At 63.3% G+C, this 12,292-nt stretch carries 12 protein-coding genes; 8 read left to right on the forward strand and 4 right to left on the reverse strand.

What is annotated here, in order from left to right:
* The first annotated feature begins 115 nt into the window (after positions 1-115).
* The 6 genes from rbfA (at position 116) to EN862_RS29080 (ending at position 6,800) form a co-directional block, all read left to right on the forward strand.
* Positions 116-532: a 30S ribosome-binding factor RbfA gene (gene rbfA / locus EN862_RS29055; RefSeq protein ID WP_127867555.1), complete on the forward strand. Its 417-nt coding sequence runs from the start codon at positions 116-118 to the stop codon at positions 530-532.
* Positions 532-1,491 carry a tRNA pseudouridine(55) synthase TruB gene (gene truB / locus EN862_RS29060; RefSeq protein ID WP_127867554.1) on the forward strand — a complete coding sequence of 320 codons (960 nt, stop codon included), beginning with the start codon at positions 532-534 and terminating at the stop codon, positions 1,489-1,491. Before rbfA ends, truB begins: the two co-directional genes overlap by 1 nt.
* A 121-nt stretch (positions 1,492-1,612) precedes the next feature.
* Positions 1,613-2,701, forward strand: coding sequence for a magnesium/cobalt transporter CorA (corA, locus tag EN862_RS29065; protein ID WP_127867553.1), 1,089 nt, complete (start codon positions 1,613-1,615; stop codon positions 2,699-2,701).
* A gap of 196 nt (positions 2,702-2,897) precedes the next feature.
* The gene (rpsO, locus tag EN862_RS29070) at positions 2,898-3,209 is read left to right on the forward strand and encodes a 30S ribosomal protein S15 (RefSeq protein ID WP_281035868.1); all 312 of its coding nucleotides are present in this window, start codon (positions 2,898-2,900) and stop codon (positions 3,207-3,209) included.
* Positions 3,210-3,571: 362 nt separating this feature from the next.
* Positions 3,572-5,722, forward strand: a complete 2,151-nt coding sequence (gene pnp, locus EN862_RS29075) for a polyribonucleotide nucleotidyltransferase (RefSeq protein WP_127867552.1) — start codon at positions 3,572-3,574, stop codon at positions 5,720-5,722.
* Positions 5,723-5,792: 70 nt separating this feature from the next.
* Positions 5,793-6,800 (forward strand): class I SAM-dependent methyltransferase, encoded by a 1,008-nt coding sequence (locus EN862_RS29080; protein WP_127867551.1) that lies wholly within the window; start codon positions 5,793-5,795, stop codon positions 6,798-6,800.
* 20 nt (positions 6,801-6,820) lie between these two features.
* Here EN862_RS29080 and EN862_RS29085 read toward each other — a convergent pair whose 3' ends face one another.
* The 4 genes from EN862_RS29085 to fabA form a co-directional block, all read right to left on the reverse strand.
* Positions 6,821-8,374, reverse strand: coding sequence for a bifunctional diguanylate cyclase/phosphodiesterase (locus tag EN862_RS29085; RefSeq protein ID WP_127867550.1), 1,554 nt, complete (start codon positions 8,372-8,374; stop codon positions 6,821-6,823).
* A gap of 102 nt (positions 8,375-8,476) precedes the next feature.
* A complete protein-coding gene (gene fabI, locus EN862_RS29090) occupies positions 8,477-9,286 on the reverse strand; it encodes an enoyl-ACP reductase FabI (protein WP_127867549.1) in 810 nt (269 codons plus the stop codon).
* Between the two features lie 13 nt (positions 9,287-9,299).
* Complete coding sequence (gene fabB / locus EN862_RS29095) at positions 9,300-10,520, reverse strand: beta-ketoacyl-ACP synthase I (protein WP_127867548.1); 1,221 nt, start codon at positions 10,518-10,520, stop codon at positions 9,300-9,302.
* A 116-nt stretch (positions 10,521-10,636) separates the two neighbouring features.
* Positions 10,637-11,152: a 3-hydroxyacyl-[acyl-carrier-protein] dehydratase FabA gene (gene fabA, locus EN862_RS29100; protein WP_040985924.1), complete on the reverse strand. Its 516-nt coding sequence runs from the start codon at positions 11,150-11,152 to the stop codon at positions 10,637-10,639.
* Between the two features lie 247 nt (positions 11,153-11,399).
* Here fabA and irrA point away from each other — a divergent pair, with 247 nt between their 5' ends.
* Positions 11,400-11,831 carry an iron response transcriptional regulator IrrA gene (gene irrA / locus EN862_RS29105; RefSeq protein ID WP_127867547.1) on the forward strand — a complete coding sequence of 144 codons (432 nt, stop codon included), beginning with the start codon at positions 11,400-11,402 and terminating at the stop codon, positions 11,829-11,831.
* Positions 11,832-11,835: 4 nt separating this feature from the next.
* The gene (locus EN862_RS29110) at positions 11,836-12,222 is read left to right on the forward strand and encodes a DUF4260 domain-containing protein (protein ID WP_127867546.1); all 387 of its coding nucleotides are present in this window, start codon (positions 11,836-11,838) and stop codon (positions 12,220-12,222) included.
* Positions 12,223-12,292: the final 70 nt, after the last annotated feature.

The raw sequence follows: 12,292 nt of genomic DNA on the forward strand, positions 1-12,292 counted from the left end.
CTTGCCGAAATGAAACGGGCGGCGGCCGCGAGGCTGCCGCCCAGCTCCCTTTACGCATATATTGAGACATGCGGCGTGGTCCCATCCCGCGCTCCACGATTTCAGGACCGAAGAAATGTCACGTTCGACAACGTCAGGCCCATCCCAGCGCATGCTGCGCGTCGGCGAGCAGGTGCGCCATGCCCTTTCCGAAACCTTGCAGCGCGGCGAGATCATCGATCCGGTGATCGAGAACAGCGTCGTCTCGGTCTCCGAGGTGCGCATGTCGCCCGATCTCAAGATCGCCACCGCATTCGTCTCGCCGCTTGGCGCGGGTGACGACAACGCTGTGGTCGAGGCGCTCAACAGACACGCGAAGTTCATCCGCGGCCGTGTGTCCGGCGCGCTGAGGCAGATGAAGTACATGCCGGAGTTCCGCTTCCGGCTCGACACATCCTTCGACAACTTCGCGAAGATCAATGAACTGCTGAAATCGCCCGAAGTGGCGCGTGATCTCGGCGACGGCAAGAACAACGGCAAGGACGAGGAATAGTGGCGCGCCGCGGCAAGAAGAAGGGCCGGCCGGTCTCCGGCTGGGTGGTGCTGGACAAGCCGGTCGGCATGGGCTCGACGGAGGCCGTCTCCAAGATCAAATGGCTGTTCCAGGCCGAGAAGGCCGGCCACGCCGGTACGCTCGATCCGCTCGCCTCCGGCATGCTGCCGATCGCGCTCGGCGAGGCGACCAAGACCGTTCCCTATGTGCAGGACGGCGCCAAGGTCTACCGCTTCACCGTTGCCTGGGGCGAGGAACGCTCGACCGACGACCTAGAAGGCCCGGTGACCAACAGCTCCGACCGGCGCCCGGCCGAGGCCGAGCTGCGGGCGCTGCTGCCGAAGTACACCGGCGTCATCATGCAGACGCCACCGCAATTCTCTGCCATCAAGATCGCCGGCGAGCGCGCCTATGATCTTGCCCGCGACGGCGAGACCGTCGAGATACCCGCGCGCGAGATCGAGATCGGCCGCCTGGACATCGTCGAGCACAGCGCCGACAAGACCGTCTTCGAGGTCGAATGCGGCAAGGGCACCTATGTGCGCTCGCTGGCCCGCGACATGGGCCGCGATCTCGGCTGCTTCGGCCATATCGCCGAACTGCGTCGCGTCGAGGTCGAGCCGTTCACGCCGGACGATTTTGTCACGGTGGCCGAACTGGAAGCGGCCCGTTTTGGCGGCAAAGCCGAAGCTGTTCCGGACGAGGCCGAGACGCCGGTCGATTTCAGCGCCATCGACGCGCTGCTGGTCGAAACGGCGGCGGCGCTCGATTGCCTGCCGCAGGTCGCGGTCAGCGACGACGCGGCGACGAAGATCCGGCTGGGCAATCCCGTCATCATTCGCGGCCGCGATGCGCCGGTCGAGGCGGAGGAGGCCTGCGCCACCGCGCGCGGTAGGCTCGTCGCCATCGGCGCCATCGAGCAGGGCATGTTCAAGCCCAAGCGGGTCTTTGCCGGATAATCCGGTGCAAGTGTCTGTTATTTATCCAATTCCGAACGGAAAACCGCTGCACGCTTGTCCTGGAATGCTCTAATCTCGGCCGAGCGCGGAAGCCCGGGGAACTCATGACCCCAGGAAGAACATGGCTGATACAGGCAACAAGAGGGCGCCGCTGAGAACCCGCCGGCCGCCGGTCGGGGCGTCGCCCGGCACGCTGATCGCCGATCCGGCGGCACGGCGCAGCGAGCTTCGGCTGACATTGATCTCGCCGCAGAAATACGAAACCATCGACAATGCCTCGATCGACGACCTCAACACCCATTGCCAGAAATGGCCTGTCGTCTGGCTGGACTGCACGGGGCTTGCCAACATTCCGCTGATCGAGGAGATCGGCCGTATCTTCAACCTCCACCCGCTGGCGCTGGAGGACGTCGTCAACACCGGCCAGCGGCCCAAGGTGGATTTCTTCGAGGACCATGCCTTCGTCGTCATGCGCATGATCGACGATGTCACCTCGCATCGCTACGAACAGATCTCGCTGTTCTTCGGCCGGAATTTCGTCGTCACTTTCCAGGAACGCGAGGGCGATCCGTTCGATCCGGTGCGTAAGCGCATCGCGGCCGCGATGCCGAACCGGCTGCGCTCGCGCGGCGCCGACTATCTCGCCTATGCGCTGATCGATGCCATCGTCGACAGCTATTTTCCGCCGATCGAAGCGGCGAGCGAATTGGTCGACGGCATCGAGGACGAGATGCTGAACAAGCCGCACAAGCATCAGATGCGGCAGTTGCATGAACTCAGGCGCGACGCCAACGTGCTGAAGGGGGTGCTGTGGCCGATGCGCGATGCGCTGGCGACGCTGATCCGCAACGACGTGCCCTTCGTGACAGCCGAAACCAAGATCTTCTTCAACGACACGCTCGACCATTCGCTGCGGCTGATCGAGCTGGTCGAGAACCAGCGCGACATGCTCACCGGCCTGATCGAGATGCATCTCTCGCTGACTCAGGCCCACACCAACGACGTCATTTCCTATCTGACGATCGTCTCGGTGATCTTCATGCCGCTGACCTTCCTGGTCGGCGTTTGGGGCATGAATTTCGATCCGGAAAGCTCGCCCTGGAACATGCCCGAGCTGAAGGCCTACTACGGTTATCCGGCGTCGCTCATATTCATGGCGGTCGTCGCGGTCGGTTTGATCGCGTTCTTCAAATGGAAGAAGTGGCTCTAAAGCGCGTTTCCCAGAACCGCTGCACGCTTCTGGGCGACAAGCATTAGCCTTTGAATTCTCCCGGTTTCGCGGCCGGAACCTGCGACAAGCCGGCTTGACAATTGGGCTGGTGTTTTTTCTGGAATTGCACTATATGCGCCGCAGCTTCGCGCCCTGACGCGTCGCTTGCACTGGCCCCTGCTGGACGACATCCCGGCTGTGGGCGTCCCGTTTCCTCCAACAGATAAGGAAAAGCTCGATGTCGATCACTGCCGATCGCAAGAAGGAATTGATGACCGAATTTGCAACCGCCAAGGGCGACACCGGATCTCCGGAAGTCCAGGTTGCCATCCTTTCCGAGCGCATCAAGAACCTGACCGAGCACTTCAAGGACCACAAGAAGGATAACCATTCCCGCCGTGGCCTGCTTGCTCTGGTCTCCCAGCGCCGCAGCCTGCTTGACTACCTCAAGCGCAAGGATGACGCGCGCTACCAGACGCTGATCGACAAGCTCGGTCTCCGTCGCTGACCAATTGACCGGCGGGCTCTCCAAGGGAGCCCGCCGGTCGCGCATTGGCGCATCGGATGGTCCGGTGCCGCAATGCTGAAAGGAAATTCGCCTGCGCGCATGGCGCGTTCCGGAAACAGGGTTTTCGGCGTCAAGCGCAAGGCCGGCCGACCAGCCGGCCAATCGGGTTCCGGACTGCAGAGGGCTATCCGGAACCGCCCATGGACGGTCATGGGGCAGGATTGCAGGATGCTCGCTCGGCCTTGAGCCGGATCTATCGAGCTTCCCGTTGTCTTGCCCGTGGCTGCCCGAAGGAAGCCAGGGAAGGGAGAACCCGCGACCGTTAGGACGGTGCGGCCCTTTCCGCACATGAAGGACAAGATATGTTCAATCATCACAAAGTGGAAATCGAATGGGGCGGTCGTCCGCTCATCCTGGAGACCGGCAAGATCGCCCGCCAGGCTGACGGCGCGGTGTTGGCCACCTATGGGGAGACCGTGGTTCTGGCCACCGTCGTCTCGATGAAGGAGCCGAAGCCCGGCCTCGATTTCTTCCCGCTCACCGTCAACTACCAGGAAAAGACCTATGCCGCCGGCAAGATCCCGGGCGGCTACTTCAAGCGCGAGGGCCGTCCGAGCGAAAAGGAAACGCTGGTTTCCCGCCTGATCGACCGCCCGATCCGCCCGCTTTTCGCCGACGGCTACAAGAACGATACCCAGATCGTCGTCACCGTCGTCCAGCATGATCTCGAGAACGATCCGGACATCCTGTCGATCGTCGCCACCTCCGCCGCGCTCACGCTTTCGGGCGTGCCCTTCATGGGTCCGATCGGCGGCGCCCGCGTCGGCTACATCAACGGCGAATATGTGCTCAACCCGCATATCGACGAGATGGAGGAATCCAAGCTCGACCTCGTCGTCGCCGGCACCGCCGACGCCGTGCTGATGGTCGAGTCCGAGGCCAAGGAACTCTCCGAGGACCTGATGCTCGGCGCCGTCGTTTTCGGCCACAAGAGCTTCCAGCCGGTCATCGATGCCATCATCAAGCTGGCCGAGGTTGCCGCCAAGGAGCCGCGCGACTTCACCGCGCCGGATTATTCCGCGCTCGAAGCCGAGATGCTGAAGGTCGTCGGCGACGAGCTTCGCGAGGCCTATAAGATCACCGACAAGCAGTCGCGCTATGCCGCGGTCGACGCCGTCAAGGCCAAGGTCAAGGCCGCCTTCGCTCCGGCCGAGGGCGAGGAAGCCAAGTACACCTCCGAGCAGATCGGCAGCGTCTTCAAGGAGCTCCAGGCCAAGGTCGTGCGCTGGAACATCCTCGACACCGGCTCGCGCATCGACGGCCGTGATCTCAAGACTGTGCGCAAGATCGTCTCCGAAGTCGGCGTCCTGCCGCGCACCCACGGTTCGGCGCTGTTCACCCGCGGCGAGACCCAGGCGCTGGTGGTTGCCACTCTGGGCACCGGCGAGGACGAACAGTTCGTCGATTCGCTGACCGGCATGTACAAGGAGAAGTTCCTTCTCCACTATAACTTCCCGCCCTACTCGGTGGGCGAGACCGGCCGCATGGGCTCGCCGGGCCGTCGCGAAATCGGCCACGGCAAGCTCGCCTGGCGCGCGATCCATCCGATGCTGCCTTCGGCGGAACAGTTCCCCTACACGCTGCGTGTCGTCTCGGAGATCACCGAGTCCAACGGCTCGTCCTCGATGGCGACCGTGTGCGGCACTTCGCTGGCGCTGATGGACGCCGGCGTTCCGCTGGCGAAGCCGGTCGCCGGCATCGCCATGGGCCTGATCAAGGAAGGCGAGCGCTTCGCGGTGCTCTCCGACATCCTCGGTGACGAGGACCATCTCGGCGACATGGACTTCAAGGTCGCCGGCACCGCCAACGGCGTCACCTCGCTGCAGATGGACATCAAGATCGATGGCATCACCGAGGAGATCATGGGCATCGCGCTTGCCCAGGCCAAGGACGGCCGTCTGCACATCCTGGGTGAGATGGCGCATGCCATCTCCGGCGCCCGCGCCGAGCTCGGCGAGTTCGCCCCGCGCATCGAGGTCATGCACATCCCGACCGACAAGATCCGCGACGTCATCGGCTCCGGCGGTAAGGTGATCCGCGAGATCGTCGAGAAGACCGGCGCCAAGATCAACATCGAGGACGACGGCACGGTCAAGATCGCTTCGGCCAACGCCAAGGAGATCGAGGCGGCGAAGAAGTGGATCCACACCATCGTCGCCGAGCCGGAAGTCGGCGAGATCTACGAAGGCACCGTCGTCAAGACGGCTGACTTCGGCGCGTTCGTCAACTTCTTCGGCCCGCGCGACGGTCTCGTCCACATCTCGCAGCTCGCCAATGAGCGCGTCGCCAAGACCTCCGACGTCGTCAAAGAAGGCGACAAGGTCTGGGTCAAGCTGATGGGCTTCGACGAGCGCGGCAAGGTTCGCCTGTCGATGAAGGTCGTCGACCAGGCGACCGGCAAGGAAATCGTCCAGGAAAAGAAGAAGGCCGAAGGCGAGGAAGACGCCGCCTGATCGGTTTGGCTGGATAGTTTGAGACGGGCGCGCCGCAAGGTCGCGCCCGTTTTGTTTCGAGGGTGGATGAATGGCCGCCGAGCCGCTGAAGACGCTGTTCTATCCGTTCGAGGCCGAGGCGCTGCCTCTGCCGCGAAAGGATGCCCGCGTTCTTTTTCTCGGCGCCGAGCCCGGCTTCCGCCTGCCTGTCGGCTTCGACGCGGCGCTGCATCTCGTGCAGGGCTTCCGGCCGCATTTTCGCGCCTTGCAGGCGTCTGGCTACACGGTCACGCCGCGCGTGGAAGGTTCCGGCTTCGATATGGCGCTGGTGCTTGCGGGCCGCCATCGCGGCCTGAATGAGTTGCGCATCGCCGAAGCACTCGAGCGTGTCGCGCCAGGCGGGCTGATCGCTGTCGCCGGTGGCAAGGATGACGGCATCGACAGCCTGCGCAAGCGGATCAATGCGCTGGCGCCGCTCGAAGGCCACCTGCCAAAGCATCACGGCGTTGCCTTCTGGTTCCGGCGGGCCGGCACGGAGGCGGCCGCGACGCTGCGCGCCGGCAATCCCAACCTTGTTGTTGAAGGCGGTTTCAGAACCGCGCCTGGCATGTTCTCGTTTGACAGGGTCGATGCTGGTTCGAAACTACTCGTTGCGAACCTGCCTGGTGACCTCAAAGGCAATATCGCTGATTTCTGCGCGGGCTGGGGTTATCTGGCGGCGGAGATCCTGCAGCACTCGCGGAGCCTCACCGCGCTTGATCTCTACGAAGCGGATTTCGAGGCCCTGGAGGCAGCCAGGCTGAATGTCCATGGCGCCGTCGAGCCCCGCTTTTTCTGGATTGATCTGCTCACCGAGCCGGTCGAACGGCGCTACGACGCGATCGTCATGAACCCGCCGTTCCACAGCGGCCGCGCGGCGGAGCCCGGTATCGGCGCCGGCATCATCCGCACGGCGTCGAAGGCGCTGAAACCGGGCGGCCGCCTGTTCATGGTCGCGAACCGGCAGCTTCCTTACGAACAGGTGCTGTCCGCGGATTTTGCCAGCCATGCCGAGATTGCCCGCGACGGCATGTTCAAGGTGTTTTCGGCGCGACGCTGAAATGCCTGTTGCGTGGCAGTTTACTGCAGGCTGACGATGCGTGCCGGCTCGCGGGCGCCGAAAGCGGATCGCGCTTCGCCGAGCTCGACCGTGAGCGGCGCCGGCCGGCCGAACAGATAGCCCTGGACCACCTCGCAGCCGGCGGCCCTGAGCAGCGTGGCCTGGTTCTCGGTCTCCACGCCTTCGGCGATGATGCCGACGCCCAGTGCCCGTGACAGGCCGACAATGGTCGAGACGATCGCGCCGGAACTGGAGTCGGTGTCGATGCGGCTGACGAAGGAACGGTCGATCTTCAGCTTGCCGAAGGAGAAGTCGATCAGGTAGCTCAAATTGGAATAGCCGGTGCCGAAATCGTCGACGGCCACCGAAATCCCCATCTCGGCAAGCTGCTTCAGGATCGTGGCGGCGCGGTCGCGATCCTGCATCATCGCCGTCTCGGTGACCTCGAGCTCCAGCCGCGACGGCTTGATGCCGGTCGATTCCATCACTTCGCGCACGATGCCGACGAAGTCCCTGGTCATGAACTGGACCGGCGAGATGTTGACGGCGACGAAGCAGTCCTGCGGCAGATGCTTGGCATCGCTGCAGGCCTTCCGCAGCACCCATTCGCCGATCGGATTGATCATGCCGGTTTCCTCGGCGATCGGAATGAACTCCATCGGCGGGATCATGCCGCGTTCCGGGTGCTTCCAGCGGATCAGCGCCTCGTAGCCGACGACACGACCACTCGGCAGATTGAGCTGCGGCTGGTAATGGAGGCTGAAGTCGCCGCGGTCGAAAGCGGTCTTCAGCTCCGATTCGATCCATTGCCGATAGTCGGCCACGCGGCCCATGTCGGCGTGGAAGACAGACCAGTTGCCGACGCCGCTGGCCCGCGCATTCTGAAGCGCCAGGTTCGAGCGGCGCAGGACCTGGACCGGGTCGACGCCGTCCTTCGGCATCGCCACGATGCCTACCGACAGGCTGACCGACTGCAGGTGGCTCTGCAACTGATAGGGTTCCATCATCTCGTTGATGAGCTTCTCGATGAGCCGCTCGATCGAACCTTTGATGTCGCGGTCCGGCAGCAGCACGCCGAACTCGCCGGCGCCGATCCGCCCGATCACCGCATCCTTCGGCATGCTCTCCTTCAGCCTGCTGGTGAAGGCGCGGACAAGTTCGTCGCCATGGCTGTAGCCGATGGCGTCGTTGATCTGCTTGAAGCGGTCGATATCGATGTCGATCAGGAACACCGGCTCGCCGGTCCGGATCGTCTCCGAGGCGGCATCGGCTATCTCGCCGACCATGGCCTGGCGAGACAAAAGCCCGGTCAGCTTGTCGAAATGGGTTTCCTTGACGACATAGGCCACCGATTCATCGACGCCGGCGAAGAACGACATCGCCGCACCACCGGCGGCAAGCGCGCACAGCGCGGCGATGGCGCCTATCATCGTCTCGGCCGGCATGCCGGCCATGCCGTCGCCGAAGCCGAACCGCAGCCCCCACAATCCGAGGATGAAACTGCCCATGCCGGAGCTGGCGATGGTGATCAGCCGGAACAGCGGTGTTCGCTTCGGGTTACTGACTGCAGACATGCAAGGTCCCTGGATTAAGGGGCCTTATAGCGGATATCTCCTTAAAATGAGTTTCCGCCGATGCAATCAATTTTACTGGAAAATACTCTTTGCCTTAGCGAACTATTCGCGGCCGTCGTTCTGCTTCAGCTCCTCCAGCGATGGCATCGAAACGATGTGATAACCGGAATCCACATAATGGATCTCGCCGGTAACACCCGACGAAAGATCGGAGAGCAGGTAAAGCGCCGAGCCGCCGACTTCGTCCAGGGTCACGGTGCGCCGCAGAGGCGAATTGCGCTGCTGATAGGAGAACATATGGCGGGCGTCGGAAACGCCCGAGCCGGCCAGCGTGCGCACCGGCCCGGCCGAGATGCCGTTCACCCTGATGCCGCGCGGCCCGTAGTCATTGGCAAGATAGCGCACGCTGGCCTCGAGCCCGGCCTTGGCGACGCCCATGACATTGTAGTTCGGCATCACCCGCACCGACCCGGCATAGGTGAGCGTGATCATCGAGCCGCCATTGCCCATCAGCGGGGCGGCATTGCGGGCGACCTCGGTGAAGGAATAGCAGGAGATCACCATGGTGCGCACGAAATTGTCGCGGCTGGTGTCCGCGTAGAGGCCCTTGAGCTCGTTCTTGTCGGAAAAGCCGATGGCGTGCACGACGAAGTCCAGCCCGCCCCAGGCCTTGCCGAGGGTCTCGAAGGTCGCGGTGACCGAGGCGCTGTCCTCGACATCGCATGGCACGACGAGCGAAGCGCCGAGCTTCTCGGCAAGCGGCTTGACCCGCCGCCCGAAGGCGTCGCCCTGGTAGGTGAAGGCCAGCTCCGCCCCGTGCTCGGACAATTTCCTGGCGATGCCCCAGGCGATCGAGTGATCGTTGGCGACCCCCATGACAAGCCCGCGCTTGCCCTTCATCAAGCCTTCCATATGCGGCAGATCCTTATGCGGAATAGCGCTGGAAAATCAGCGTTGCGTTGGTGCCACCGAAACCGAAGGAATTGGACAAAACGGTGTCGATCTTGGCGTTGTCGATACGCTTGCGCACGATCGGCATGCCCTCGAATTCCGGATCGAGGTCGTCGATATGGGCGCTCTCGCCGATGAAGCCGCCCTGCATCATCAGGATGGAATAGATCGATTCCTGCACGCCGGCCGCGCCCAGCGAATGGCCGGTGAGCGACTTGGTCGAGGTGATGTAGGGCATTTTGTCGCCGAACACCTCGCGGATGGCGCCCATTTCCTTGGAATCGCCGACCGGCGTCGAGGTGCCGTGGGTGTTGATGTAGTCGACCGGGGTCGAGACGGTGGTAAGCGCCTGCCGCATGCAGCGGATGGCGCCTTCTCCGGACGGAGCGACCATGTCGTAGCCGTCGGAGGTCGCGCCATAGCCGACGATCTCGGCGTAGATCTTGGCGCCGCGCGCCTTGGCGTGCTCCAGTTCCTCCAGCACTAGCACGCCGGCGCCGCCGGCGATGACGAAACCGTCGCGGTTGACGTCATAGGCGCGCGAAGCGGCCGATGCCTTGTCGTTGAACTTCGATGACATGGCCCCCATGGCGTCGAACAGGTCCGACATCGTCCAGTCGAGATCTTCATGGCCGCCGGCGAACATCACGTCCTGCTTGCCCCACTGGATCAGCTCATAGGCATTGCCGATGCAATGCGCCGAGGTCGAGCAGGCCGATGAGATCGAATAGTTGACGCCATGGATCTTGAACCATGTGGCCAGGGTGGCCGATGCCGTCGACGACATCGCCTTCGGCACGGCGAATGGACCGATGCGTTTGGGGCTGTTGTTCTTGATCGTGGTTTCGGCGGCTTCGACGATGGTCCGGGTCGACGGGCCGCCGGACCCCATCACGATGCCCGTGCGCTCATTGGTGATATCGCTTTCGCCTAAGCCGGCATCGGCGATCGCCTGGTCCATGGCGACGTGGTTCCAGGCCGCGCCCTGGCTCAGGAAGCGCATGGCGCGGCGGTCGATCATCGGTGTGGGATCGAGCGTCGGCGCGCCCCAGACCTGGCAGCGGAAGCCGTGCTCGGCGAAGGAATTGGAAAAGCTGATGCCGGATTTGGCATCGTAAAGCGAGCTCTGCACCTCGTTGGCATTGTTGCCGATCGACGACACAATGCCGAGCCCTGTCACTACGACCCGTCTCATTCGCAACTCCTTCCGGCGTATCCGGGCGGAAAACCTAGCCGGTTTTCGCCTGTGATCATACGCAAATAAACTGACGTGGCGCCCATTGGGTACGCGGACGCCGTGGCGAAAAACGGTCAGGCGGCCGACTGCTTTGACAGGCCGACCTTCAGATCCGTGGCGGCATATATGGGTTCGCCATCCGCCTTAAGCCAGCCGTCGGCGATGCCGAGCACCAGCCGGCCGCGCATCACGCGCTTGAAGTCGACGCCGTACTCGACCTTCTTCACCGACGGCGTCACCATGCCCTTGAACTTCACCTCGCCGGTCGAGAGCGCCATGCCCTTGCCGGGTTCGCCCAGCCAGCCGAGATAAAAACCCGTCAACTGCCACATCGCGTCGAGGCCGAGGCAGCCCGGCATGATCGGATTGCCGATGAAGTGGCAGGCGAAGAACCACAGGTCCGGCTTGATGTCGAATTCGGCGCGGATGAAGCCCTTGTCGAAAGCGCCGCCGGTCTCGCTGATCTCGGTGATGCGGTCGAACATCAGCATAGGTGGGTAGGGCAGCTGGGCGTTGCCCGGCCCGAACAGGTCGCCGCGGGCGCAGGCGAGCAGTTCCTCGTAATCGTAGCTGGACTTTTGATCCGCCATCAAATTTCCGTCCCCGTGTTCTTCGCGGGCGGCAGAGCGCCCTTGTCGTTGGTTTCCTAACACACTCTGTTTGCGGCCGGAAACCGGCGTTTGCGCTTAACCCGTGCGCCTGCCCGGGTCAATGCGCGCTATTGATCGCATTCGGACTACAGAATATATGTCGACTGATGTCCGGTTTTGGCTTTTGACGTCTTTTTGCCACTCTGGACCTGTTGATGGGCTGGGCAACAAGCGTCGAAGCGAAGAGATGGATTCGGGCTACCGGAAGGACAATGTCGCTGTGGACAAGCGGGTTCGCGAAGCCGGCCTGAGGCCGACGCGCCAGCGCATTGCGCTGGCCGATCTGCTTTTCGCCAAGGGCGACCGCCACCTTTCGGCCGAGGAACTGCACGAAGAGGCGATCGCCGCCGGCGTGCCGGTTTCTTTGGCGACGGTCTATAACGCGCTCCATCAGTTCACTGAGGCCGGCCTTTTGCGCATCCTGGCGGTCGAAGGCTCGAAAACCTATTTCGACACCAACACCTCCGACCATCATCACTTCTACGTCGAGGGCGAGAACCGGATTTTCGACATCGAAAGCGGGCCGGTCACCGTCTCCAACCTGCCGGCACCGCCGGAGGGCATGGAGATCGCCAATGTCGACATCGTCGTGAGGCTTCGCCCGAAGCGCGGTGACTGATCCCGTGGCGACGCGGCCCGTCGACCTGATCGTCCGGTTTGAGTGGGGCACCGTCGCCGCCTTGGCCGTCGCTTGCTACGCGCTGGCCGGCTTTTCCTGGTGGCTGTTTGCGCTGCTTATCCTGGCGCCGGACCTGTCGATGCTGGGCTACCTCGCCGGGCCGCGCGTCGGCGCCGTCACCTACAATGCCTTGCATATCCTGATTGCTCCGCTGGTCTTTCTGCTTGCGGGCGCGTTGCTCGCCGGCCGGCTCACGACCGCGGTGGCGCTTGTCTGGATAGCGCATATCGCGATCGACCGGGCCCTCGGCTACGGCCTCAAGCTGCCCACCGGTTTTCAGGATACGCATCTCGGCCGCATCGGCCGCGACCGCAGCGGCGCGACCGGCTGAGGCGTTTCGAGATTCAGGTCAGCCTGAGCCGAGAATGGTGGTTTCCGAGAACCGGAGCGGAGCGTACTTA

Source organism: Mesorhizobium sp. M2E.F.Ca.ET.219.01.1.1, assembly GCF_004016445.2.
Classification (GTDB): domain Bacteria; phylum Pseudomonadota; class Alphaproteobacteria; order Rhizobiales; family Rhizobiaceae; genus Mesorhizobium.

Excerpts from the sequence above, each read along its gene's own strand:
- rbfA (WP_127867555.1), top strand. The coding sequence starts at position 116 with ATGTCACGTTCGACAACGTCAGGCCCATCCCAGCGCATGCTGCGCGTC.
- corA (WP_127867553.1), top strand. The coding sequence starts at position 1,613 with ATGGCTGATACAGGCAACAAGAGGGCGCCGCTGAGAACCCGCCGGCCG.
- pnp (WP_127867552.1), top strand. The coding sequence starts at position 3,572 with ATGTTCAATCATCACAAAGTGGAAATCGAATGGGGCGGTCGTCCGCTC.
- EN862_RS29080 (WP_127867551.1), top strand. The coding sequence starts at position 5,793 with ATGGCCGCCGAGCCGCTGAAGACGCTGTTCTATCCGTTCGAGGCCGAG.
- EN862_RS29085 (WP_127867550.1), bottom strand. The coding sequence starts at position 8,374 with ATGTCTGCAGTCAGTAACCCGAAGCGAACACCGCTGTTCCGGCTGATC.
- fabI (WP_127867549.1), bottom strand. The coding sequence starts at position 9,286 with ATGGAAGGCTTGATGAAGGGCAAGCGCGGGCTTGTCATGGGGGTCGCC.
- fabB (WP_127867548.1), bottom strand. The coding sequence starts at position 10,520 with ATGAGACGGGTCGTAGTGACAGGGCTCGGCATTGTGTCGTCGATCGGC.
- fabA (WP_040985924.1), bottom strand. The coding sequence starts at position 11,152 with ATGGCGGATCAAAAGTCCAGCTACGATTACGAGGAACTGCTCGCCTGC.
- irrA (WP_127867547.1), top strand. The coding sequence starts at position 11,400 with ATGGATTCGGGCTACCGGAAGGACAATGTCGCTGTGGACAAGCGGGTT.